The sequence below is a fragment of the Paenarthrobacter sp. DKR-5 genome, from assembly GCF_018531425.1.
Taxonomy (GTDB): Bacteria; Actinomycetota; Actinomycetes; order Actinomycetales; family Micrococcaceae; genus DKR-5.
The window spans coordinates 117,911-141,765 of the sequence record NZ_JAHBOI010000008.1; the positions used below are offsets into that span (position 1 = coordinate 117,911).

The following is a 23,855-nucleotide window of genomic DNA, read 5'->3' on the forward strand; positions in this document are numbered from 1 at the left end:
ATCCTTAGGCGTTCGCCAGCGCGGCGGCCTTGTCGGCGCCTTCGTCCATGCCGAGCGCCAGGGTGACCAGCGGGTGGTTGGCCTCGGCCAGGATGCGGCGGCCTTCGTCGACATTGTTGCCGTCGAGGCGGACCACGAGCGGCTTGGTGGCCTTCTCGCCCAGGATCTCCAGGGCCTTGACGATGCCGTTGGCGACGGCGTCGCAGGCGGTGATGCCGCCGAAGACGTTCACGAACACGCTCTTGACCTGCGCGTCGTTGAGGATGATGTCCAGGCCGTTGGCCATGACCTCGGCGGACGCTCCACCGCCAATGTCCAGGAAGTTGGCCGGCTTGACGTTGCCGTGCTTCTCGCCCGCGTAGGCGACGACGTCGAGGGTGGACATGACCAGTCCGGCGCCGTTGCCGATGATGCCGACTTCGCCGTCGAGCTTGACGTAGTTCAGGTCCAGCTCCTTGGCCTTGGCCTCGAGCGGGTCCGCGGCGTCCTTGTCCTCGAGCTGTGCGTGCTCGGGGTGGCGGAAGGAGGCGTTTTCGTCCAGGCTGACCTTGCCGTCGAGGGCGAGGATGTCACCGGCACCGGTCTTGACCAGCGGGTTGACCTCGACCAGCGTGGCGTCTTCACCCTTGAAGACGTCCCACAGCTTCAGGATGGCAGCGACGACCTTCTCACGCAGTTCCGGGGCGAACCCGGCGGTGTCGACAATTTCCTCGGCCTTGGCCTGGTCGATTCCGACGGCGGGGTCGACGGCGACGCGGGCGAGGGCCTCCGGGCGCTCAACGGCGAGCTGCTCGATTTCCATGCCGCCCTCAACCGAGCACATGGCCAGGTAGTTGCGGTTCGCGCGGTCCAGCAGCACGGAGAAGTAGAACTCCTCGGCGATGTCGGCGCCTTGCGCGATCATGACCCGGTGGACGGTGTGGCCCTTGATGTCCATCCCGAGGATGTTCCGGGCGTGCTCGAACGCCTCATCCGGGGTCTTCGCGACCTTGACGCCGCCGGCCTTTCCGCGGCCGCCAACCTTGACCTGGGCCTTGACGACGACGACGCCGCCAATCTTTTCGGCTGCTGCTTTTGCTTCTTCGGGAGTGTGCGCCACGATGCCGGCGAGCACGGGAACACCGTGCGCCTCAAACAGATCGCGCGCCTGATATTCAAACAGGTCCACGGTTCGCGTCCTTCTACTTCGAAGTAGTTTGTCTTCCAGTCCGGAGACTGCGGAGCACTCGGGGACTGATCGACACGAAGCCGGCCCGCCCAGTACCCCATGGGGAACTCTAGTCCAGCGGCGACAGGCGCCGTTCCCAGACTACAGGTTTAGTGAGGAAGGACACACGGCACCCCCGACCCGCGAAAGACAGGCCTTCGCGCACCGTAAGGGAGCCGTCAACGGGCCCCGGTGCCGGAGTTCTGTTCGGCGTCCCGCTCGATCTGGCGGCGCTGGCGCTTGAGTTCCTCTTCGCCCTCGTCCTCCGCTCCGTAGAGCTTGGCGTTGCTCACCTGCAGCTCGCGCATGACGGCGTCGAGCTTCACATTCATCGCGGCAGTGTCCCGGTTCTGGGTGTTCTGGATGATGAACACCATCAGGAACGTCACGATCGTGGTCCCCGTGTTGATGACCAGCTGCCAGGTGTCGGAGAACCCCAGGAAGAATCCGGAGACACCCCAGACCAGCAGGATGATGACGGCGGCCGAAAACACCCAGGCGTGCCCGAGGATTACTGACACGCGGCGGGTGAAGCGGTTGAAGACGTCGGGCCGCTCCTGTTCCTTGCCCATGGCTGTTGACTCGCTACCGAAGTGCCGGGGCGGTCAGGAATACCAGAGCCAGCCGGGGGGCGCCCAGTCTCCCGGAACGTCGTGGCCACCAACTTCGCCGCACCGCGAGCACACATAACTTGCCGAGGCGGGGCTGGTGCGCCGGCCCTGCGGATTGACCCTCAGCGGGACGTACTCCTCGTAAATGAGGAACGCGTCCGTACCGCAATGCCCGCACCGCGGGGTCGCCGCGGAGCGGATGGACTCGCCGGCAACGAGCGGTTTCTTTGCCGCCGGACGGCCGTGGACGGAAGCAGTCATCGTCGATCACCACCTGATTCTTGGTCGTGGAAGGCACGGTCCGCCACGGGCCCTGCTCTCCTCAGTACACTGATTATAAGCACACTGATGGTTAGTGGGCGCCTGTCTCTGGCCAACTTCCTGCACAACCGACAGACTGAACGGATGCCAACAGATCGAAGTGACCCGAGCACGATCCCCACGGCCGCCGAGCCGGCCTCCCGCGCCCTTGACGGGACCAACCTGAAGCTGGTTGATGCGTGGTGGCGGGCAGCGAACTACCTCTCCGTGGGCCAGATCTACCTGCGGGACAACCCGCTGCTGCGCCGCCCGCTGGAGGCGGGGGACGTCAAGGTCCGCCTGCTGGGCCATTGGGGCACCACACCCGGGCTGAACTTCATCTGGGCGCATCTGAACAGGCTGATCCGCGAGCAGGGCACGTCCATGCTCTTCGTGGCCGGCCCGGGCCACGGCGGCCCGGCCACGGTGGCCAACGCCTGGCTGGAGGGGACGTACTCCGAGGTGTTCTCGCATGTGGGCGAGGACGAGGACGGGCTCAAGGAACTGTTCCGGCAGTTCTCCTTCCCGGGCGGCATTCCCAGCCACGCCGCCCCGGAAACCCCCGGATCCATCAATGAAGGCGGGGAGCTGGGGTATTCACTGGCGCACGCCTTTGGCGCCGTCTTCGACAACCCGGACCTGGTCGCCGCCGTCGTGATCGGCGACGGGGAAGCCGAGACTGGCCCGCTCTCGGCCAGCTGGCAGTCGAGCACCTTCCTCGACCCTGCGCGCGACGGCGCCGTGCTGCCGATCCTGCACCTGAACGGGTACAAGATCGCGAACCCCACCGTGCTGGCCCGGATGCCCGAGAGCCGGCTGCGGAAGCTCCTCGAAGGCCACGGCTATGCCCCGCAGTTCGTCACTGTCGCCGAGCCGGCCGACACCGCCCGGGCGCACGAGGACATGGCCCGGGCTCTCGACGAGTGCCTGACCGAGATCCGGGCCATCCAGCTCAAGGCGCGCAGCGGCGGAGCGCCCGGTGCGGACGCCGGCGACGACGTGCCGCCGTGGCCGATGATCGTCCTGCGCTCCCCGAAGGGCTGGACCGGGCCGGCCATCGTGGACGGCCTGCAGGTGGAGGGCACCTGGCGCGCACACCAGGTGCCACTGGCCGAGGTGGCCACGAATGCCGAGCACCGCGAGCAGCTGCGCGGGTGGATGCACTCCTACCGGCCCGAGGAGCTGTTCGACGACGACGGCAGGCTCCGTGGCGAGGTGCGCGCGCATTCCCCGGCGGGGGACGCCCGGATGAGCGCCACCCCGTTCGCGAACGGCGGCCGGCTGCTGCAGGACCTGCGGCTGCCCGCCTACGCGGACCACGCCGTCGACGTCGACCTGCCGGGCCGGGACCGGGTCAGTCCGATGCTGACGCTCGGCGGCTGGGTCCGGGACCTGATCCGGGCCAACCCCTCGAACTTCCGGTTGTTCGGCCCGGATGAGACGGCTTCCAACCGCCTGCAGGCGGTCTACGAGGTGACCGGCAAGGTGTGGGAGAGCTCCCTGCTGCCGGTGGATGAGCACCTGGCAAGGGCCGGCCGGGTGATGGAAGTCCTCAGCGAGCACCTGTGCCAGGGCTGGCTGGAGGGATACCTTCTCACCGGACGGCACGGCATCTTCAACTGTTACGAAGCCTTCGTGCACATCGTGGACTCCATGTTCAACCAGCACGCCAAGTGGTTGAAAGTCTCCCGCGCCCTGCCGTGGCGGATGCCGATCGCCTCCCTGAATTACGTGCTCTCCAGCCACGTCTGGCAGCAGGACCACAACGGTTTCTCGCACCAGGACCCGGGGTTCATCGACCATGTGGTGAACAAGAAGGCGGAAGTGATCCGGGTGTACCTGCCGCCGGACGCGAACACCCTGCTCGCGACGATGGAGCATTGCCTGGCCTCCAAGGACCTGGTGAACGTCGTCATCGCGGGCAAACAGCCGTCGCCCGGCTGGCTGGGCCCGGACGAGGCAGCCGCGCATTGCGCCCGCGGCATCGGGCTCTTCGGCTTCGCCGGCAGCGAGGTCCCCGGGGAGGAGCCCGACGTCGTGATGGCCTGCGCCGGAGACGTCCCCACCGTGGAAACCGTGGCGGCAGCGGACCTGCTGCGGCGGCGCATCCCGGAGCTGAGGATCAGGGTGGTGAACGTCGTGGACCTGATGCGCCTGCATGGACCAGCAGGAGCACCCGCACGGCCTGTCAGGCCGCGACTTCGACGGGCTCTTCACGGCGGACAAGCCGGTCGTCTTCGCCTACCACGGCTACCCGTGGCTGATCCACCGGCTCACCTACCGGCGCACCAACCATGCCAACGTGCACGTGCGCGGCTACAAGGAGGAGGGGACGACCACCACGCCGTTCGACATGGCGATGGTGAACGATGTGGACCGTTACCGGCTCGCCATCGACGTGATCGACAGGGTGCCGGATTTGGCCGTGCGTTACGCCGGGCTGCGGCAGGAGCTGCAGGACCGACGGTTCGCGGCCCGGGCGCACACCCGCTCCCACGGCGAGGATCCGGAGGACATCCGCAGCTGGGTGCTGGAGCCGCTGCGCTAGGCAACGGTGTGGCCGAACGGCCGCTAACGGCGGGCTCCGCCCACGGAAACCCGCCGTTAGCGGCCGTTCGGCGCCGGTCTAGGCGATCTTGGTCAGCGGGGCGTAGCGCAGCAGCAGCCGCTTCTCGCCGGCGTCGAACTTCACCTTGGCCACCGTTTTGTCCCCGGCACCCTCCACCGACAGCACTGTCCCGTTGCCGAAGCTGGCGTGGTTCACCTTGTCCCCCACCGCCACCGAGATGACTTCCTTCTGCGGCTGCACCCGGCCGGCGACCGTCGCGCGGGGGGCGGTGGGAAGCGACGACGCCGTTCCGGCACCCCAGTAGGAGCCGCTGAACTTGTTGCCCCAGCTGTCCCCCGAGGTGATGAACGCCTTGCGGGCGGTCCCCTCGCGCTTCCAGTCGATCAGCTCGCCGGGAACCTCCTCGATGAACTGGCTCGCCGGGTTGTACTGCGACTGGCCCCAGAGGCTGCGCACCTCCGAGCGGGTCAGGTAAAGGCGCTTGCGGGCCCGGGTGAGCCCGACATATGCCAGCCGCCGCTCCTCTGCCAGTTCGGCCGGGTCCGACGCGGACCGGGCGTGCGGGAAGATCCCATGCTCCAGGCCGGTCAGGAAGACCACCGGGAACTCCAGCCCCTTGGCCGTGTGCAGGGTCATCAGCGTCACGACGCCCTGGCGCTTCGCCTCGGCGACGGCCTCGGCCACATCCTCAGGCGCCTCCGGGATCTGGTCCGCATCCGCCACCAGCGAGACCTGCTCGAGGAACTCCCGCAGCGAGCCCTCCGGGTTGTCGCGCTCGTACTCGCGCACCACCGCGACGAGCTCGGCCAGGTTTTCCACGCGGGATTCGTCCTGCGGGTCGTTGCTGGTCCGGAGGGCGGCCAGGTACCCGGTCTGTTCGAGCACGGCCTCCAGCGCGGCCGAGGCGCCCGAGCCGTCGGCGACGTCCTTGAGGTCGTCGATCAGCTTCACGAACCCGTTGACGGCGTTCAGCGACCGCGTGGCCATGGCAGGCGCGTTCTCGGCCTGCCGCAGCGCAGCCATGAAGGAGATCCGCTCCCGTTCCGCCAGCGCGGCCACGGCTCCCTCGGCGCGATCGCCGATGCCGCGCTTGGGCTCGTTGAGCACGCGGCGCAGGTTCACGTCGTCTTCCGGGTTGACCAGCACGCGCAGGTAGGCCAGCGCGTCCTTGATTTCCTTGCGTTCGTAGAACCGGGTGCCGCCGACCACCTTGTAGGGCAGGCCGACCCGCATCAGGATTTCCTCGATGGACCGGGACTGGGCGTTGGTCCGGTAGAAAATGGCGACGTCGCCGGGACGCAGGCCTTCGTCGTCCTGGAGTCTGTCGATTTCCTCGGCGATGAACCGCGCTTCCTCGTGTTCGTTCTCGCCCACGTAGCCGATGATCTTCTCGCCGTTGCCTTCCGCGGTCCAGAGCCGCTTCGCGGGGCGGTTGGGGTTGCGCGAGATCACCGCGTTGGCGGCGCTGAGGATGGTCTGCGTGGAGCGGTAGTTCTGCTCCAGCAAAATGGTCCGGGCGTTCGGGTAGTCCTTTTCGAACTCGACGATGTTACGCACGTCCGCGCCGCGGAACGCGTAGATGGACTGGTCCGAGTCCCCCACCACTGTCAGCTCCGCGGGTTCGACGACGGCGCCGTCCGGTCCGGGCTCCCCGGCGACGCCGGTCAGTTCGCGCACCAGTGCGTACTGGGCGTGGTTGGTGTCCTGGTACTCGTCCACCAGGATGTGCCGGAAGCGCCGGCGGTAGTAGTCGGCCACGCCAGGGAAGGCGCGGAGCAGGAACACGGTCTGCGATATCAGGTCATCGAAGTCCATCGCGTTGGCCTGGCGCATCCGCTGGGTGTATCCCTTGTACACCTCGGCCACGGCGGATTCGAACGGGTCGTTGTGGTTCGCTGACGCCGCGAAGGCGTCGTCGTCGATCAGCTCGTTCTTCAGCGAAGAAATCTTGTGCTGGATCGCCTTGGGCGCGAACTTCTTCGGGTCCAGGTCCAGGTTTTTGGCCACCATCGTGATCAGCCGCAGTGAATCCGCCGCGTCGTAGATCGAGAAGCTTGAGTTGAGGCCGACCGAGGATGCTTCGCGGCGCAGGATGCGCACGCAGGACGAGTGGAACGTGGAGATCCACATCCTGCCGGCAGGGTCCCCCACCAGCGCCTCGATCCGCTCGCGCATCTCCGCAGCGGCCTTGTTCGTGAACGTGATGGCCAGGATCTGCCCGGGATGGGCCCGCTTGGTGGCCAGCAGGTAGGCAATGCGGTGGCTGAGCACCCTGGTCTTGCCGGACCCTGCCCCGGCCACGATCAGCAGCGGGGAGCCGGCGTGCTTGACGGCCTCCTCCTGCTGCGGGTTCAGGCCGGACAGCAGCTCGCGCGCATCCAGAACCGGAACAGCGGGCTTGGGTGAGAGGTCCGTGTCAAAAAGGAAATCCATGGTGCTTCCATTTTAGGCCGCGCCTCCGACGCCGGCCCACCAGCAACCGCGTGGGCGGTTGCTCGGGCGCCGGAGCGGGCGAGGCCGGATAATGGGTGCATGTCCAAAACCCCGGCCCAGCGTGCCGCGAAGCACGGTCCCAACGCAGCATCCACGGCGTCCGGCGCCTCCGCGCGGGCCGGAACGTCCCGCCGGCCGGGCGCTCCGGCGAACCCCACGACGGCGCGGACGCCCGAGCAGGCGCGCGGCAACGCGAGCATGATCCTGATCGCCGCGGCGGTGGCGAGCGTCCTGCTGTACGCCTACGAGCTCTTCGTCGGCCTGCCCGAGCTTGCCGGACTGGCCGGCGGCCGCGCGATGCCAGAGACCTTGGTCTTCGGCTACGGCAGCGGCTACCTGCAGGACCTTCGGGCGGCAATGAACGAACCGGCACTGAATGTCTACCAGCATTTCCACAGCACGGCGGACACGCTTTTCCCCCTGCTCTTCGCGTTCACCTGGCTGCTGCTGCTCAACCAGCTGCTACCTGCCGGACGGCTGCGCCTGGCGTTCTTCGTCCTGCCGGTGCTGTACGCCGCGGCGGACCTGGCCGAAAACGGTGTCCTGGACGCGGTGATGCGTTCGGCACCCTTCGACGCCGGGCTGGCCGGCACGGCATCGGTCCTCACCGTGCTCAAGTTCGCGCTGTTCGCGCTGTGCCTGCTCGCCGCGGCCGTTGCTCCGCTGCTGTCGCGGCGGCTCTCCCGGCGTGCCCGGGCCGCCGGTCCGGAAGGCGGCGCACCGGCGCGGAGCAGGTAAGCTGGTGGCTGTTGCTTCGGCAGCAGGAGCCCCCGTAGCTCAGTAGGATAGAGCGGCCCTCTCCTAAAGGGCAGGCCATCGGTTCGATTCCGGTCGGGGGCACTTGGAACGACTTCCTGTCCATCCCGTCAGGGACCTCTTCTGCTACCTCCGCGGAACGTGGCGCACTACGCGCAGCCTGCTGGACCGGGCCACCGGCACCACAGGAACCTTCACCGGCATGACTATTGTCGGGCCCGACGGCGCCCGGCTGAGCTGGCACGAAGAGGGCCGGATCAGCTGGGCCGGCCACGATGGCACGGCAACCCGCGACTATTTCCTTGCTCCCGGGACGGATCCGGCGTCCGCGCTGGTCGTTTTCCCGGACGGCCGGCCCTTCCACCCGCTGGACCTCGCAGCCGGCAGCTGGACGGCGCAGCACCTGTGCTCCCCCGACACCTACGACGTCCACTACCGGGCCGCCGGCGCGGACGAACTGCACATCGAGTGGTCCGTCAACGGTCCGCACAAGGACCTGCTGCTGCGCAGCGTTCTAACCAGGAAAGGTATTGCCGAGTGATTACCGTGCGGGAGACCCTCGTGGTGGCCGCCGTCTGTGTTTTCGATGCCCAGGGGCGGCTGCTGACCGTCCGCAAGCGCGGAACCGGCATGTTCATGCATCCGGGCGGCAAGCTCGAGCCCGGCGAGAGTCCGGCGGAGGCTGCCGCCCGGGAACTGCAGGAAGAGGTCGGAATCCAGGTGGCGGCGTCCGAACTGGAACTGCTCGGGGCGTGGGTGGTCGAAGCCGCCAACGAGCCCGCCACCGACATCGAGGCGACCGTCTTCGTGGCGCCGGGCGTCTGGGACGCGGCGCCGGCGGCCGAAATCGAGGAGATCTGCTGGCTCGACCTTGGTGTCCCGGCCCGCAGCGATCTCGCCCCGCTGCTGGTGCGGCACGTGATCCCGGCCCTGGCCGCCGGCCTGTAGGCCGCCCGGGCCCGGCTCTGCAGCAAGCCGGGCGACCCCGGGCGCTACAGGCCGCGCGCTACAGGCCGCGCGCTACAGGACCGGCGCTAAAGGACTGGCGCTACAGGACCGGCGCCGAGTCCTCGGTGGCGAACTGGGTGCGGTACAGCTCGGCGTACCGGCCCTCGGCGGCCAGCAGTTCGGAGTGCGTGCCGCGCTCGACGATCCGGCCTTCCTCCACGACCAGGATGGCGTCCGCGGCACGGATGGTGGAGAGCCGGTGGGCGATCACGACGGCGGTCCGGTCCCGCAGCGCCTCGGCCAGCGCCGCCTGGACCGCTGCCTCGCTGGTCGAATCCAAGGCTGCGGTCGCCTCGTCCAGGATGACGACGCGCGGCTGCGCCAGCAGCAGGCGCGCGATGGTCAGCCGCTGGCGTTCGCCGCCGGAGAGCCGGTAGCCGCGTTCGCCGACCACGGTGTCGAGCCCGTCCGGGAGCGACCGGGCCAGGTCCTGCAGCCGCGCCCGTTCGAGCACGCTCCAGATCTGCTCGTCGGTCGCGTCGGGCCGGGCCAGCTGCAGGTTCGAGCGGATCGACTCGTGGAAGAGGTGCCCGTCCTGGGTGACCATGCCCATGGTGCCGCGCAGCGACTCGAAGGTCACGTCCCGCACATCGGTTCCGGCGAGCCGGATGGCGCCCGAATCCACGTCGTAGAGGCGGGACAGCAGCTGCACGATCGTCGATTTTCCGGCGCCGGAGGAGCCGACGAGGGCAACGGTCTGCCCGGGCTCGACCGTGAAGCTGACGCCATGCAGGACTTCCTCGCCGCCGCGGGTGTCCAGCACCGCGACATCCTCGAGCGAGGCGAGGGACACCTTGTCGGCGGACGGGTAGGAGAAGCGCACGTTGTCGAACTCCACCTGCACTGGTCCGTCCGGGACCTCTCCGGCGTCGGCCTTTTCGGCGATCAGCGGCTTCAGATCCAGGACCTCGAAAACGCGGTCGAAGCTGACCAGGGCGGACATGATGTCCACGCGGGCGTTGGCCAGCGCGGTCAGCGGGGCATAGAGACGGGTAAGCAGCAGCGCCAGCGTCACGACCTGGCCCGGGGCCAGGCTGCCCTGGATGGCGAAGTAGCCGCCAAGTCCGTAGACCAAGGCCAGCGCCAGGGAGGAGACCAGCATCAAGGCGGTCACGAACACCCACTGCCGGACGGCGGTCTTGACCCCGATGTCCCGCACGCGGCGCGCCCGCGAGCCGAACTCGCGGGATTCGTCGGCCGGCCGACCGAACAGTTTGACCAGGGTTGCCCCGGGTGCGGAGAAGCGCTCGGTCATCTGGGTGCTCATCGCGGCGTTGAGGTTGGCCGCTTCGTGCCGCAGGGCGGCCAGCTTCGAGCCCATCCGGCGGGCCGGGATGAGGAAGATCGGCAGCAGCACCAGCGCCAGCAGGGTCACCTGCCAGGACACGCTGAGCATGTAGCCCATCGTGAGCACCAGGGCCACGAAATTGCTGACAACGCCCGAAAGAGTGCCGCTGAAGGCCTGCTGGGCACCGATGACGTCGCTGTTGAGCCGGCTAACCAGTGCGCCGGTGCGGGTGCGCGTGAAGAACGCGACAGGCATCCGCTGGACGTGGTCGAAGACGGCGCTGCGGAGGTCAAGGATGACGTCCTCGCCCAGCGAGGAGGACAGCCAGCGCGTGAGCATGCTCAGCACGGCGTCGAACACCGCGGCGACGGCGATCAGCACGGCCAGGCCGATGACGAGGGCGAGGTCGGTGCGGCCCACGATCGCGTCCACGACGCGGCCGGCAAGCACCGGCGTCACGACGGCGAGCACCGCGGCAAACACGGACAGCAGCACGAACACCGCCAGGCGCCCGCGGTACGGGCGGGCGAACGCCATCACCCGCTTCACGGTCGCCTTGGAAATGCCGGACCTGCTCCGCTGGGCGCCGCTGAGGCGCCACATCGAATTCATCGCCGCGTGTTCCATGCTCATGCCAGTACCTCCACCGCCTCGTTGTGCCCCCAGCCCGCTCCCGCAGCCGTCCGCCTGGGCGGAGGCGCGCAACGGCAGGGCCCTCTCATGCAACTGGTCCCCTGCTGTGCGTTTGGGGGATTCGCACAGCAGGGGACCAGCGGGTATTACTATAACCTGTTTTCAGGGCAGGGGGGAATCGCTGCCGCATATGATTTAGTCTCCGCACTCCTGCCGCCGAGAGGACCGCATGCCTGTAGCAGCCAAGGCCTTCCAGCTGTGGCTCGGCGGCGTCGCTGCTGGAGCGAGCATTGCGGATGTGTGCCGGCAGTCGGGTATCAAGCGCAGCACGCTCGCCCAGCAGCTCGTGCGCGGCAAGGTCGCCGAATCGTCAGTGGTCAGCGTGGCGCGCGCCTACGGGGTGGACCCGGTCGCGGCCCTGGCCAACTTCCATCCTTTCCAGGACCTCGCCGGAGGCGTCAAACCTCCCACTCACTGGGAGCTGGTGAGCCAGGTGTCCTACCAGGACCTGCTCCGCGCCCTCCTTGGCCGCAGCGCACCCGAACGCCAGCCGCTCACGGCGCTGGACCCGGTGCCGCACGCGTCCTCGGTGCGCAACTGGATCGACGCGATTGACCAGGCAGGGGACCTGCGGCAGTCGCTTTCGGCCGCGAGCGGGGTAGCCCCGCAGAATATCTCCGCACAGCTCACCGCCAACCGGCTCAACCCCGACCTCGCCGTCGAGGCGGCCCGGCTCGCCGGCGCGGGGCTCACCGGGGGCCTGGTCGCCACCGGGCTGCTGACGCCGGAGGAAGCCGGCTGGGCCGCCGGAGCGCGGGCGAGGGCGATCGAGGACCTCACCGACGCCGAGCTGGTCAACGTGGCCCGCGACCGCCTCGACGCGCTGAGCAAGCTGCTGCGGCGCCGGGAGCAGGACGATGAGCAGACCAACGCACTGTGGGAGAACCTCGGATGACGGACGGTCTCAAGTGGGCGGTCTTCGCCTTGTGCCTGGCGCTGGCGGCGAGCCGTTTCCAAGCGGTCCGGCGCGGCGGTTCCCGCGCGCTGTTCACCGGTTTCCTGCTGGTCGCGGCGACTGTGGCACTGAACATCGGCTCCGCGTACGGTGCGGTTGACGCAGTCCTCGGCGGCCGCAACTACGCGAACCTCCTGCTCCACCTGATGCTGTACGGGGTGTTTGTGATCCTCGGCTTCAAGGTCGCAGCGGCCTACCGTTCGCGGCTGGGCTCCAGGCTCACCAGGGGTCCGGCCGGCATGGTGGTGCTGGCCGTCCTGGCCGCGGTGATGACGGCATTCTTCTTCGCCAGCGACGTGCCGACGTCGTCCGTGGGCCTGGGCCGCTTCGCCGGCCAGCGCATGGTGCAGCTGTACTCCCAGGCCGCGCTGCTCTACCCCGCCTACGTCGCCGCCGTGCTGCTCGGGCCCGTGGCCGCCGCCCCGTTCCGCCCCGGCCGGCCGCTCAGCCGGGCCGCCGGCGCGCTCCTCGGCATCGGTTTCGTCCTCGTCCTTGTCAGCACCGGCATGGCTTTCACGACCTGCTTCGGCCCGATGTTTGCCCGCCTCAACTACGGGGCCCTGCTGTCGGTCGCCGTGGGCCTGACGCTGGTCCGGTTCGACCAGCGGCTTAACCGGCGGCGCCGCTCAAACCCTCTGCGCTCCGAGCAGTAGCACCAGCACCCCGGCCGTCAGGGCCCCGGCAGCCGCGCCCGCGACGACCTGGGCGGTGGTGTGGTCCCCCAGCTCGACCCGGGACCAGCACACCAGCGGCACCAGCAGCAGCAGCGGCAGCCATCCGTCGCCGGCAAAGCGGACCACGGCGAGCACGACAAAGGTGGCGACGGCGGCGTGCGCGGAGAGCTTCCAGCCGAGATTGACCGCCCCGACGAGGACCAGGCCGAACAGTGTCGCCCAGAGAACCGCCGCGAGCTGCGGCCCCGCCCCGAGCAGCGCCAGCAGCCCTGTCCCGGCGAGCACCGATACCAAAGCCCCCGCGAACACGGGCCGGCGCTGTGCCCGGTTGCCAACATGATGGTCGCTGATCCTTCCGGACCGGCTGAGCACTTCCAGGGCCGCGAAGGGACCGCCGGTGACGAAGACCAGGCAGACCACAGCCGGGAGCACGCCTGCGGGCCAGCCGCCCTCCCCCAGCGCCACACCGACCAGCAGGAGCGAAAGCAGCACCGCCGGCGCACACACCTCGGTGACGGCACGGGCGAGCCGCCGCGCCGCCGCCGCGCTGCCTGTCGGAGTCATCCGGTTCCTCCCCTCGGCACCAATTCTTCCCGGTCTTCCCGGTTCCGTCCCGCCGCGCGAGCCCCCGCAGGAGACGTTTCCCGTAATCTGCGAATCCACCCTTTCACAAATTCATTAGCTCGTGGCACAATGATGATTATGTGAACCGACGACGCCGGCCGGCATCCTCGAGTCATTCCCCGGCTCGGTCGGGGAACCGGCGAGGGGCACGGCCGAAGGACCGGGCAGCACCCCTGCGGTGGCTGTGCGGGGGTCGAGGGGAGCATTCTTTTGGGGGATGCGTGGTGGCGGGCCAAGGCCCGCCACCACGCACGTTTAAGCACACTTCTGCGGCGTGCGCCACAATGTTTCGCCGTGTTGCGCCGGGGAATAACCCGCCGAAGAGGCCGTGTTGTAATTCCTGTTGACCCACGGCCCGCCCGCTGAAGCGGCGAAGCGCCTCCCTGTCGCTAGTTAGGAATTCCATGAAGCACATCCGCCTTGCCCTCCTCGGCGCCGCCACTGCAGCAGTGCTGGCCGTCACCGGATGTGGTGCTTCCGGGTCGTCGGGAAGCGCGCAGGGCTCCGGCGGGGCGGACACCTCGCTAAGCGACGTGCAGTCCTCCGGCACCCTGACAGTCGGCACCGAGGGCACCTACCGGCCGTTCAGCTTCCACAGCGCCGGCAACGGCCCGCTGACCGGCTACGACATCGACATCATCAACGCCGTCGCCGCCAAGATGGGTGTGAAGGTCAAGTTCCAGGAGACCCAGTGGGACGCGATCTTCGCGGGGCTGGAGTCCAAGCGCTTCGACCTGATCGCGAACCAGGTCTCCATCACCGATGAGCGCAAGGCCAAGTACGACTTCTCCGCCCCCTACACGGTGAGCCCCGGCGTCATCGTGACCAAGGCGGACAACAACAGCATCACCTCCTTTGACACGCTCAAGGGCAAGACCACGGCACAGTCCCTGACCAGCAACTGGTACAAGCTGGCCCAGCAGTCGGGTGCCAACGTGCAGGCGGTCGAGGGGTGGGCGCAGGCTGTGACGCTGCTGAAGCAGGGCCGCGTGGATGCCACGATCAACGACAAGCTCACCTATCTGGACTACCAGAAGACCTCCAATGACAGCAGCATCAAGATCGCTGCCGAAACGAAGGACAAGTCCTCCAGCGCGTTCGCGATGCGCAAGGGGGCCACTGCCTTGGAGACGGCCGTGAACAAGGCCCTCGAGTCGCTGCGCGCCGACGGCACGCTGGCGAAGATCTCGCAGAAGTACTTCGCGGCCGACGTCACCAAGTAACGGCGTCACCAAGTAGCCGGCCGCCCGCAGCGGACCCGAACCCCAACGGATAGGCTCGAGGAACATGGACAACAAGTGGGACCTGGTGTGGTCCTCGCTCTGGCCCATCGTGCAGGGCGGGCTCACCGGAACGGTGCCGCTGGCGCTGGCCTCCTTCGTGATCGGTTTGGTGATCGCACTGGCGGTGGCCCTGATGCGACTGAACCGCAACCGGGTGCTCTCCGCCGTCGGCCGGTTCTATGTCTCCGTGATCAGAGGCACCCCGCTGCTGGTTCAGCTGTTCGTGATCTTCTTCGGCCTTCCCTCCGTGGGCATCCAGCTGGATCCGTGGCCGAGCGCGATCATCGCCTTCTCGCTCAACGTGGGCGGCTACGCGGCGGAGATCATCCGGGCCGCCATCCTCTCGGTGCCCAAGGGCCAATGGGAGGCTGCGCACACCATCGGGATGTCCGGGAGCCAGACGCTGCGGCGGATCGTGCTGCCGCAGGCGGCCCGGGTGTCCGTCCCGCCGCTGTCCAACACCTTCATCAGCCTGGTCAAGGACACCTCGCTGGCGTCGCTGATCCTGGTGACCGAACTGTTCCGCCAGGCGCAGCAGGTGGCCGCGTTCAGCCAGGAGTTCATGGTCCTCTACGTCGAGGCCGCGGTGGTCTACTGGGTGTTCTGCACCATCCTCTCCGCCGGCCAGTCAGCACTGGAAAAGAGGCTTGACCGCTATGTCGCCCACTGAGGACGCCGCCCTGCTGGAAGTCCGCGGCCTGCGCAAGGCCTTCGGGGGCCACGAGGTGCTCAAGGACATCGATCTGACCGTGCGCCGCGGTTCGGTGCTCGCTCTGATCGGCCCGTCCGGCTCCGGCAAGACCACGGTGCTGCGCTGCCTGAACGGTCTGGAGACCCCCGACGGCGGAACGGTCGCGGTGGGCGGCGGGTTGAGCGTGGACTTCGGCGCGAAGGTGTCCCGGAAGGAACTCGCCGCCCTGCGGGACCGCAGCGCCATGGTGTTCCAGCACTACAACCTGTTCCCGCACATGACCGTGCTGCAGAACGTCATCGAAGGGCCGGTCCAGGTGCAGAAGCGGCCGCGCGCGGAGGTCATTGCCGAAGCCGAGCAGCTGCTCGCCCGCGTCGGCCTCGAGGGACGCAGCGGCAGCTACCCGTTCGAGCTCTCGGGCGGCCAGCAGCAGCGCGTGGGGATCGTCCGGGCGCTGGCGCTGAAGCCGCAGCTGCTGCTGTTCGACGAGCCAACCTCGGCCCTCGACCCGGAACTGGTCGGGGACGTGCTGACGGTCATCAAGGAGCTGGCGGACGAGGCCTGGACGATGGTGATCGTCACGCACGAGCTCGCCTTCGCGCGCCAGGTGGCGGACGAGGTGATCTTCATGGACGGCGGCGTCGTCGTCGAACGCGGGCACCCGGACACGGTGCTGCGGGACCCCGCGGAGGAACGCACCCGCCAGTTCGTGCACCGGCTGCTGAACCCGTTCTAGGCCGGCTGCTGCCCCAGCTCCTGCTGCACCAGCGGGAGGACCTCCGTGCCGAGCAGTTCGATCGCCTCGAGCACCAGCTGCTGCGGGACGGACGAGAAGTCCAGCTGGAAGATCTGCCGGTCGTGGCCGAGCGCCGCGTGCATCCGAACCACTTTTTCCGCGACCTGCTCCGCGTTGCCCACAAACAGTCCGCCGGCGGGGGCCACCTGCGCGTCGTAGCTGACCTTGCCCGGTTTGTGGAATCCGCGCTCCTCCGCGATGCGCGTCATCGAATCCATCCAGTACGGCTGGTAGGTGTCCTTGGCGTTCCGCCGCAACACCAGCCCGGGCGTGCTCACCCCCACCCGGAGCGCGGCCGGGTCATGGCCGGCCTCGGCGGCGCTTTGCCGGTAGAGCGCGGCATGCCGGGCGAAGCCGTCCACCGCTCCGCCGAGCACGGCGTACATCACGTTCCGCCCCAGCCGCGCCGCGCGCACCGTGGACTGCGGCGTTCCGCCGGTCGCGATCCAGATGTCCAGTTCCTTGCCGAACGGCCGCGGCAGCACCTGCGCGTCCATCAGCGAGGGCCGGAAGTTGCCCTGCCAGGTGATGCGCTCCTGCCGGTTCAGCTGCAGGAGCAGCCCGATCTTCTCCTCGTACAAGGCGTCATAGTCCTCCAGCCGGGCTCCGAACAGCGGGTAGGACTCGATGAACGAGCCGCGGCCGGCCGTCAGTTCCGCCCGGCCCTGCGAGATGAGGTCGATCGTGGCGAACTGCTGGAACACGCGCACCGGGTCCTCGGTGCTGAGCACTGTCACGGCGCTGCCGACATGGATGTTCGTCGTCTGCGCCGCCGCGGCCGCGAGGATCGTCGACGGCGAGCTGACCGAGTAGTCCGGCCGGTGGTGCTCGCCCACGCCGAAGTACGCCAGCCCGACCTCGTCCGCGAGCCGGGCGCGCTCCAGCAGGTCCGCGGTGTTCTGCGCGGGAGAGACCTGCTCCCCCGTCACCGGATTGCGGTGAATGTCGCCGAAGCTGAAGATGCCTAGTTCCATACCCGGCCCAACCTGTAGATGCGTATGCATATTCCCTGCGGCGCCGCGTTCCTCCCGAACGGCCAGTTGCGGCGGGCTTTTCCGGCGGGAGGCCGCCACAACTGGCCGTTCGGAGGGGAACCGGAAGGTTCAGACCCGGCGGAAGCGCAGGGTGACCAGCTGGAACGGCCGGAGCGTGAGCTCTGCGGAGTCCGTGCCGGGCACCAGGTCCACCGCGGGGTCCGGCTCACGTTCCAGCAGGTCGACCGCCGCCACCTCCACGGCGTCGAAATTCGCCTTCACGATGCCGGTCGAGCGCTCCCCGAGGGACTCGTACAGGCGCACGACGACGTCGCCGCTGCCGTCCGCCGCCAGCTTCACCGCTTCCACCACAAGCGCCGGGTTGAAGACGGACACCAGCGGTTCCACCGGCCCGGACCCGCGCCGCCGCCGGGGGGCCACGTTGGTCCGGTACCCTTCCTCGACCGCGCCGGCGATCCCGCTGCCGGGCCGGACGGACACGGTGAACTCGTGCACGCCGCGGTCCGCGGCCGGATCCGGGAACGTGGGCGAGCGCAGCAACGACAGCCGCACCTTCGTCGTCGTGCCGCGTCCGGGGCGGACGGCGCGGGTCACGTCGTGGCCGTAGGTTGAGTCATTGGCGATGGCGACGCCGTAGCCCGGCTCGCCCACGTGAATCCAGCGGTGTGCGCAGATTTCGAACTTGGCCCACTCCCAGGAGGTGTTCACGTGCGTGGGGCGGAAGACGTGCCCGAACTGGGTTTCGGAGGCGGACCTGTCAGCGTGCACATCCAGCGCGAAGCCGAGTTTGAGCAGCTTGCGCTTCTCCTGCCAGTCCACGCTGGTGTGAATGGTCAGTGCGTCGGCACCGGCAGCCAGTTCGAGGCGCTGTGTCACCGGGGAGCCGCCGGCGAGCCGTTCGACCACGACGACGGCGTCCCACCCGCCGCGTTCGAGCGTGACCGAGCGCGCTTCGCCCAGCACCGTGACGTTGCGGCGGTAGAACTCGTCGATGTCCCAGGCGTCCCAGGCAATGGGGGTGTCGCGGAACAGTTCGAGCACGTTCCCGAACTCGCCGGGCGCAATCGCGTCGCGGCCGCTCGCGTAGTCGATGAGCGAATCGATCAGCCCGTCGGCCGTGATCCGGACCCGGAGGATGCCGTTGTCCAGGATGTAGCCGCCGTCATGTTCGCTGACCTCGACGGGAGCCTCCGCGGCCGAGGCCGGCGCCGCGCCGAGGGCCGGCACCCCGGCCCTCTCGTGCGGGGCGGCGTTGAACACGAGGTCGGCCGTGCCCTCGCCGGCGAGCACCGACTGGGCTGAGCCGATCAGCTCCTCCAGTTCGCGGCCGATGGCGGCATAGTTGCGTTCGGCGTCCCGGTGCACCCAGGCGATGGCGCTGCCGGGGAGGATGTCGTGGAACTGCTGCAGCAGCACCAGCCGCCACAGCCGCTGCAGCGCCTCGGCCGGATAGGAGGCGCCGGTGCGCACCGCAGCTGTCGCCGCCCACAGCTCGGCCTCACGGAGCAGGTGCTCACTGCGCCGGTTGCCCTGCTTGGTGCGGGCCTGGCTGGTGTAGGTGCCCCGGTGCAGCTCCAGGTAGAGTTCGCCCACCCAGACCGCGGGGGCCGCATATTCGGCTTCGGCTTCTTCGAAGAAGCTGCGCGGGCTGCCCAGGCGCACCTTCGGGGACCCTTCGAGGTCCGCGGTCCGCTCGGCGGCGGCGATCATCTCGCGGGTGGGACCCCCGCCGCCGTCGCCGTAGCCGAAGGGCAGCAGGGACACGTTGCCCCGGCCGTGGTCGCGGTAGCTGCGCTCCGCCTTGGCCAGCTCCGCCCCCGTCATCTCCGCGTTGTACGTGTCCGCCGGCGGGAAGTGCGTGAAGAGGCGTGAGCCGTCGATGCCCTCCCAGAGGAAGGTGTGCGAGGGCAGCCGGTTGACCTGGTTCCAGGACAGCTTCTGCGTCAGGAACCAGCCGATGCCTGCCGAGCGGGCGATCTGCGGCAGGGCAGCCGAATAGCCGAAGGAATCTGGCAGCCACGCTTCCCGGCAATCCACCCCGAACTCCTCCTGGAAGAAGGTTTTGCCCTCGACGAACTGCCGGGCCATCGCCTCCCCGCCGGGCATGTTGGTGTCCGATTCGACCCACATCCCGCCGACCGGGACGAACCGGCCCTGTCCGGCCCGCTCCTTGATCCGGCCGAAGAGCTCCGGATAGTGCTCCTTCATCCACAGCAGCTGCTGCGCCGAGGAGCAGGCGAACACGAAGTCGGGGCGCTCCTCCATCAGCTGCAGCACGTTGGCGAAGGTCCGGGCGCACTTGCGGATGGTCTCGCGCACCGGCCAGAGCCAGGCCGAGTCGATGTGCGCATGGCCGGTGGCCACAATCCGGTGCGCGGAGGCATTGGCCGGCCGCGCAAGGACCTCCGCGAGCTCCTGCCGCCCGGCCGCGGCGTGGGCCGCGACGTCGTCGGGGTCCACCCGGTCCATCATGCGCTCGAGGGCGGCGAGGATGTTGTAGCGCCGCGGCTGGTCCTCCGGCAGCTCCTGCATCAGGCCGCTGAGCGCGACCACGTCCTGGATCAAGCCCTGGACGTGCTCGTCCAGCTCGGCAATCACGATGGGCCCGAGCCGGTACAGCGGGGCCGGTCCGGCTGTCGAGCGCTCGCCCAGGGGCGTGGGCGCGAAGCTGAAGTCCTGCGCGATGTCCGGGTTCGCGGCGGCCTCCACGTAGAACAGCACGTCCCGTTCCGCGCCGAGCAGCTTCAGCGGCACGTGCCGGTTGCGCGGGGAGACCGCCTTGAGGATCCGGCCGGTGCCGCTGTAGGCGAGGCCCTCGCACTGGAAGCCGGGCCACTCCCCCGTGAATCCCAGATCCACCAGCAGTTCAACCGAGCGCGCCTCGGCCTCGCCCCAGCCCTCGGGGACAGTCCCGGTCAGCCGGAGCCAGCGGGTGGCCCAGGCCGCGCCCCACGGGTCGCCCTCGGCCACCGGGGCGTAGGTCTGCCCCGCCGCTTCCGTGAAGCTGACCGGCTCCCCGGGCGCATCCCATGCTTCGGCGGCGAGCGGGACCGTGCGCGCGTAGCGGGCCGGGAGCAGGGTGTCCTGGACGAACCTGGTCAGGCGCGCCTCGGTGAGCAAGCGGTCATCGTGCACTGTCGGGCTCCTGACGTTCGGCGCTGCCGCCGGGCTCAGGGGCCGTCAGCGAAGCACGCGGTGCGGGTGGCTGTAGACATTCAGGCTAGTGCCGCGGCTGAACCCTGCCAAAGTGAGCCCGGCGGTCTGCGCCAGCTCGACGGCGAGGGAGGACGGCGCGCTGACGGCGGAGAGCACGGGGATGCCTGCCATCGCCGCCTTCTGGACGAGTTCGAACGACGCCCGGCCGGAGACCTGCAGCACTGTCCCTTCCAGCGGCAGCATCTTGTTGCGCAGCGCCCAGCCGACCACCTTGTCCACAGCGTTGTGCCGGCCGACGTCCTCGCGCACGCACAGCAGTTCGACGTCGTCGCCCGCCACCCGGAAGAGCGCGGCCGCGTGCACGCCGCCGGTGCGGTCGAAGACCGCCTGGGCTTCGCGCAGCTTCTCCGGCAGCTGCAGCAGAAGCCGCAGCGGAAGCTGCACAGCGTCCTCCGCGACGTCGAACCGGGAGGACTTGCGCACGGCGTCGATCGAGGCCGTGCCGCAGATACCGCAGGAGCTGCTGGTGTAGACGTGCCGTTCCATCGAGGTGTCCGGCAGCACGGCGCCGGCGCCGAGGGCCGCCTCGACCACGTTGTAGGTCTGCCTGCCGTCCTCGTCCTCGCCCGCACAGAAGCGCATGGACACCAGCTGGTCGTCGCGCCAGAGGACTCCCTCGGAGACAAGGAAGCCGGCCACCAGGTCGAAATCGTCGCCCGGAGTGCGCATGGTGACGGTGAAGGGCTTGTGCCCAAGCCGGATCTCCAGCGGCTCCTCCGCGGCCAGTACGTCCTCCCGCAGACGCTCAATCAAGGTCCCGTCGTCGCCGTAGCCGAACCGGTGCACCTTCCGCCGCTGGGTCATCCTTGCCATCGTGTGCCCCCTTCGAGGTCGTAGTCCTTGTGTGAAGGCCAGCTAGCGCCGGCTGCGCCCCGCGGTCCGCGGGACGGGCGGCGGAGGTTTGAACGCGCCCGGTTTCCAGGGCAGTTCCATGGCCGGCACGGGCTCGCCCAGCTGCACCCCGTGCGGGGGCACCACCATCACCCCGTCCGCTCCGGCGAGGCCCCGGAGCATGCCCGGGCCGGCGTGCTTTGCCGGGGAAGCCAGTCCGTAGACCAGCCGGTACGGGACCAGCCGCGTGCGGCCCGGATCCGCCTCGAGCACGGCCCCGCACGGCACCTCGGCCGTGGCGGGGGCCGGGCGCGAGGCGAGTTTGGCCAGCAGCGGGCCGCCGATCGTGAGGATGGCCATCATCGCGGCGAGCGGGTTGCCGGGCAGCCCAATATGGAAACGGCTGCCGGGAAGTTCGGCGAGCACCACCGGGTGCCCCGGGCGCATTGCGACACCATCCACCAGCAGGCGGCCGCCAAGCTTGTCGATCGCCTCGCGCAGGTGGTCCGCGTCGGAGAGCCCTGTTCCGCCGGTGGTGATGACGACGTCGGCGCTCTCATGCCCGGGCGCCTCGAGGGCCTCCATCCAGTCCGCCAAGCTGTCCCCCACCCGGTCGGCGCCGGCGACCTCACCGCCGAGCAGGCCCACCACTGTGCCCAGCTGCGGCCCGAAGGTGTCACGCACCTGCCCGGGGGCGGGGAGACCGGAGGTGACCACCTCACCGCCGGTGAAGACCAGCCGGACCTGCGGCCTGCCCACCACAGTAAGCTCATCGCGGCCAGCCAGCGCCGCCAGGGCGACATGCGCGGGGTTGAGAGTGGTGCCCGCCGCGATCAGCACATCGCCGGCCGCTGCTTCCTCCGCGGCCGGGCGGATGTGCTGGCCGTTGCGCGGCTCCCCGGGCTTGGCATTCTCGCTGTGCACCAGCACCGGGTAGCCGTCTTCGTCCTCGGTGATCCGCCCGCTTTCCTTGCGCAGCACGGCCTTCGTGCCCGGCGGCAGCACCCCTCCGGTGACGACAGGGCTGGCCTGGTGCGCAGTGAGCCGTTCCCCCGGCTCGGCCAGGATCCAGGGCGCGCTGCCCGCCACCGCCCAGCCGTCCATGGCGGAGGAGGCATAGTGGGGCAGGTCCTGGGCCGCCGCGACGTCCTCGGCGAGGGTGCGGCCGGAGGCTTTCTCGAGCGGAACGCGCTGGACCGCGACCGGCTGGGCACTGTCGAAGGAAACCGTGCGGGCTTCGTCCCAGGTGTGCGCCAGCTGGTGGCCGGACACTACCGGGGTCCGGGTCCGGCCGGGGCGGCCTCGCCGTCGCTGTAATCGCGGGCGAGCTGCTGGCAGACGGCAATTGCCGAGCGCATCGCGGTGTGCTCATCGGCCTGGCCGCTGCCGGCGGCCATCCCCGCAGCGAGGCCGGCGAGGAATGTGGTCAGCGGCGCGGCCGGCCGCACCACCGCATGGGCTGCCACGCCGGCCAGCTTCAGGACGGCGTTGATGTCAACGTCGACGTCCTCCAGTTCGAGGGTCTTCAGCACAGCGCGGCACCATTCCTCAAGCGTCTCTTCCTGGCTCTTCATGAGGCGTCCTTTCGTCAGGTCATTCGCCGCGGTGCCCGGCTCCGCCGGCAGCGGAGCCACGCCCAGGGCCTGCGCATCCGCCCAGGTGTCGACGTCGTCGGTGGATCCGGCGGGCGCCGGCACCGTCACCAGTTCAAGACTAGCAACGAGGGCGAACACCGAGCCGTTTTCGAGCCGGCCGCGCGCCGCCGCCTGCGCAACCTGCCGCCGAAGCGGGTCCGTGCGGTAGAGCGCAGCCAGCGGCTGAACCCTCCCGCCGTCATCCGCCAGGATCACTCCGTCGCCCGCGGAACCGGCCGCCGCCTCCAGGAGGGCCGCCACGCCGGACGCCGAGCGGGGCATGTCGCAGGCGAGCACGAGCGTGAATTCCGCCGCCGGCACTGCGGCGAGCCCCGCAGCCAGCGCTGCGGCCGGGCCCGCAAACGCGGGCTCTTCCCGTGCCAGCAGTACCCCGTCCGGCAACGGGCGCCCAGGCGGGGGGCCCACCACGACCCGGGCCGAGGCTCCTGCGGCAGCGTCGAGCGCGTGCTCAAGCAGCGTCCTGCCCGATGCCGCCGCCAGCGAGGCTTTGGGGACACCACCAAGCCGCGAGGAGCGGCCGCCGGCGAGGATGATGGCGGTGTAATCCATGGGAAACCCGTCGATGGTTGGGGCGGATGCAACAGGGCGGCGTGCAACAGGGCGGCGTCAAACAGGGCGGGCCGGCCTCAGGCGGCCGAACCGGCCAGGTACTGGTCCCAGTCCGGGAAGGGCTTCTCCAGCTCCTTGATCTGCCAGGTCGTGCCGCGCGGCGGCAACGGCGCGATCCTCAGCTTCCAGCCCATCTCGGCCGGAGTGTGGTCCCCCTTGACGTTGTTGCAGCGCAGGCAGCAGGCCACCAGGTTCTCCCAGCTGTCCGCCCCGCCGCGGGACTTGGGCTGCACATGGTCAACGGTTTCGGCGGACTTGCCGCAGTAGGCGCATTTGTGCCCGTCCCGCCGGAGGACTCCGCGGCGGCTCACCGGCGTCGCCTGGCTGTACGGCAGGCGGATGTAGCGGTGCAGCAGAATGACCGTCGGGCGGCCAAGGATGTCGTTGGGGCCGACCACAGGCTCCCCGCCCTCGGCGACCACCGTCGCTTTGCCCGTAAGCACAAGCACCAGCGCCCTGCGGAAGGTCACTACCGCAAGCGGTTCATATCCAGCATTCAGAACGAGAGTGCGCATGCACGTACCTCTTCACCTGACCGCGGTCCTGTTACAGGCTGTAACGGGTCCGATCATTGGATCGACAAGAGAAGGATAAACGCCGG

The 23,855-nt window shown here is 69.2% G+C and carries 19 protein-coding genes, 1 tRNA gene and 1 pseudogene; 10 read left to right on the top strand and 11 right to left on the bottom strand.

What is annotated here, in order from left to right; genetic code table 11:
- Positions 1–4: 4 nt before the first annotated feature.
- A complete protein-coding gene (sucC, locus tag KIH31_RS16295; RefSeq protein ID WP_214428191.1) occupies positions 5–1,168 on the bottom strand; it encodes an ADP-forming succinate--CoA ligase subunit beta in 1,164 nt (387 codons plus the stop codon).
- A 218-nt stretch (positions 1,169–1,386) separates the two neighbouring features.
- Positions 1,387–1,779 (bottom strand): low affinity iron permease family protein, encoded by a 393-nt coding sequence (locus KIH31_RS16300; RefSeq protein ID WP_214428192.1) that lies wholly within the window; start codon positions 1,777–1,779, stop codon positions 1,387–1,389.
- A 444-nt stretch (positions 1,780–2,223) separates the two neighbouring features.
- Between KIH31_RS16300 and KIH31_RS16305 the strand changes: the two are divergent.
- A pseudogene (locus KIH31_RS16305) lies at positions 2,224–4,666 on the top strand (phosphoketolase).
- Positions 4,667–4,744: 78 nt separating this feature from the next.
- On the opposite strand, the gene pcrA reads toward KIH31_RS16305, so the two are convergent.
- The gene (gene pcrA, locus KIH31_RS16310) at positions 4,745–7,120 is read right to left on the bottom strand and encodes a DNA helicase PcrA (RefSeq protein WP_214428193.1); all 2,376 of its coding nucleotides are present in this window, start codon (positions 7,118–7,120) and stop codon (positions 4,745–4,747) included.
- Between the two features lie 99 nt (positions 7,121–7,219).
- On the opposite strand from pcrA, the gene KIH31_RS16315 reads away from it, so the two are divergent.
- From KIH31_RS16315 to KIH31_RS16330, 4 genes are all read left to right on the top strand, one after another.
- Positions 7,220–7,918 (top strand): hypothetical protein, encoded by a 699-nt coding sequence (locus KIH31_RS16315; protein WP_214428194.1) that lies wholly within the window; start codon positions 7,220–7,222, stop codon positions 7,916–7,918.
- A gap of 28 nt (positions 7,919–7,946) precedes the next feature.
- A tRNA-Arg gene (locus tag KIH31_RS16320) sits at positions 7,947–8,020 on the top strand.
- A gap of 1 nt (position 8,021) precedes the next feature.
- Positions 8,022–8,477 carry a DUF6314 family protein gene (locus KIH31_RS16325; protein ID WP_250546113.1) on the top strand — a complete coding sequence of 152 codons (456 nt, stop codon included), beginning with the start codon at positions 8,022–8,024 and terminating at the stop codon, positions 8,475–8,477.
- 5 nt (positions 8,478–8,482) lie between these two features.
- Entirely contained in the window at positions 8,483–8,884 is a 402-nt protein-coding gene (locus KIH31_RS16330) for an NUDIX domain-containing protein (protein WP_214428229.1), read from the top strand.
- Between the two features lie 100 nt (positions 8,885–8,984).
- Here KIH31_RS16330 and KIH31_RS16335 read toward each other — a convergent pair whose 3' ends face one another.
- Positions 8,985–10,844 carry an ABC transporter ATP-binding protein gene (locus KIH31_RS16335; RefSeq protein WP_374224896.1) on the bottom strand — a complete coding sequence of 620 codons (1,860 nt, stop codon included), beginning with the start codon at positions 10,842–10,844 and terminating at the stop codon, positions 8,985–8,987.
- Between the two features lie 250 nt (positions 10,845–11,094).
- Between KIH31_RS16335 and KIH31_RS16340 the strand changes: the two genes are divergently transcribed.
- Positions 11,095–11,820, top strand: coding sequence for a hypothetical protein (locus KIH31_RS16340; RefSeq protein ID WP_214428197.1), 726 nt, complete (start codon positions 11,095–11,097; stop codon positions 11,818–11,820).
- A complete protein-coding gene (locus tag KIH31_RS16345; RefSeq protein WP_214428198.1) occupies positions 11,817–12,533 on the top strand; it encodes a hypothetical protein in 717 nt (238 codons plus the stop codon). The genes KIH31_RS16340 and KIH31_RS16345 overlap by 4 nt, the downstream gene beginning before the upstream one ends.
- Here the strand turns inward: KIH31_RS16345 and KIH31_RS16350 are convergent.
- Positions 12,507–13,118: a phosphatase PAP2 family protein gene (locus KIH31_RS16350; RefSeq protein WP_214428199.1), complete on the bottom strand. Its 612-nt coding sequence runs from the start codon at positions 13,116–13,118 to the stop codon at positions 12,507–12,509. The genes KIH31_RS16345 and KIH31_RS16350 overlap by 27 nt on opposite strands.
- Positions 13,119–13,582: 464 nt before the next feature.
- Here KIH31_RS16350 and KIH31_RS16355 point away from each other — a divergent pair, with 464 nt between their 5' ends.
- The 3 genes from KIH31_RS16355 (at position 13,583) to KIH31_RS16365 (ending at position 15,888) form a co-directional block, all read left to right on the top strand.
- Positions 13,583–14,401 carry an amino acid ABC transporter substrate-binding protein gene (locus KIH31_RS16355; RefSeq protein ID WP_214428200.1) on the top strand — a complete coding sequence of 273 codons (819 nt, stop codon included), beginning with the start codon at positions 13,583–13,585 and terminating at the stop codon, positions 14,399–14,401.
- A 64-nt stretch (positions 14,402–14,465) separates the two neighbouring features.
- Positions 14,466–15,131: an amino acid ABC transporter permease gene (locus tag KIH31_RS16360; RefSeq protein ID WP_214428201.1), complete on the top strand. Its 666-nt coding sequence runs from the start codon at positions 14,466–14,468 to the stop codon at positions 15,129–15,131.
- The gene (locus KIH31_RS16365; protein WP_284676039.1) at positions 15,118–15,888 is read left to right on the top strand and encodes an amino acid ABC transporter ATP-binding protein; all 771 of its coding nucleotides are present in this window, start codon (positions 15,118–15,120) and stop codon (positions 15,886–15,888) included. The genes KIH31_RS16360 and KIH31_RS16365 overlap by 14 nt, the downstream gene beginning before the upstream one ends.
- On the opposite strand, the gene KIH31_RS16370 is transcribed toward KIH31_RS16365, so the two are convergent.
- The 6 genes from KIH31_RS16370 to KIH31_RS16395 all read right to left on the bottom strand — a co-directional run bounded on the left by KIH31_RS16370 (position 15,885) and on the right by KIH31_RS16395 (position 23,769).
- Positions 15,885–16,922, bottom strand: a complete 1,038-nt coding sequence (locus KIH31_RS16370; RefSeq protein ID WP_214428202.1) for an LLM class flavin-dependent oxidoreductase — start codon at positions 16,920–16,922, stop codon at positions 15,885–15,887. The two genes, KIH31_RS16365 and KIH31_RS16370, sit on opposite strands and share 4 nt — an antisense overlap.
- 129 nt (positions 16,923–17,051) lie before the next feature.
- The gene (locus tag KIH31_RS16375) at positions 17,052–20,078 is read right to left on the bottom strand and encodes a glycoside hydrolase family 38 C-terminal domain-containing protein (RefSeq protein WP_214428203.1); all 3,027 of its coding nucleotides are present in this window, start codon (positions 20,076–20,078) and stop codon (positions 17,052–17,054) included.
- 45 nt (positions 20,079–20,123) lie between these two features.
- The gene (fdhD, locus tag KIH31_RS16380; RefSeq protein ID WP_214428204.1) at positions 20,124–20,972 is read right to left on the bottom strand and encodes a formate dehydrogenase accessory sulfurtransferase FdhD; all 849 of its coding nucleotides are present in this window, start codon (positions 20,970–20,972) and stop codon (positions 20,124–20,126) included.
- 42 nt (positions 20,973–21,014) lie between these two features.
- Positions 21,015–22,262, bottom strand: coding sequence for a molybdopterin molybdotransferase MoeA (locus KIH31_RS16385; protein ID WP_307857684.1), 1,248 nt, complete (start codon positions 22,260–22,262; stop codon positions 21,015–21,017).
- Positions 22,262–23,194, bottom strand: a complete 933-nt coding sequence (locus KIH31_RS16390; protein ID WP_214428205.1) for an NTP transferase domain-containing protein — start codon at positions 23,192–23,194, stop codon at positions 22,262–22,264. The genes KIH31_RS16385 and KIH31_RS16390 overlap by 1 nt, the downstream gene beginning before the upstream one ends.
- Before the next feature lie 77 nt (positions 23,195–23,271).
- Entirely contained in the window at positions 23,272–23,769 is a 498-nt protein-coding gene (locus tag KIH31_RS16395; protein ID WP_214428206.1) for an HNH endonuclease, read from the bottom strand.
- Positions 23,770–23,855 lie beyond the last annotated feature (86 nt).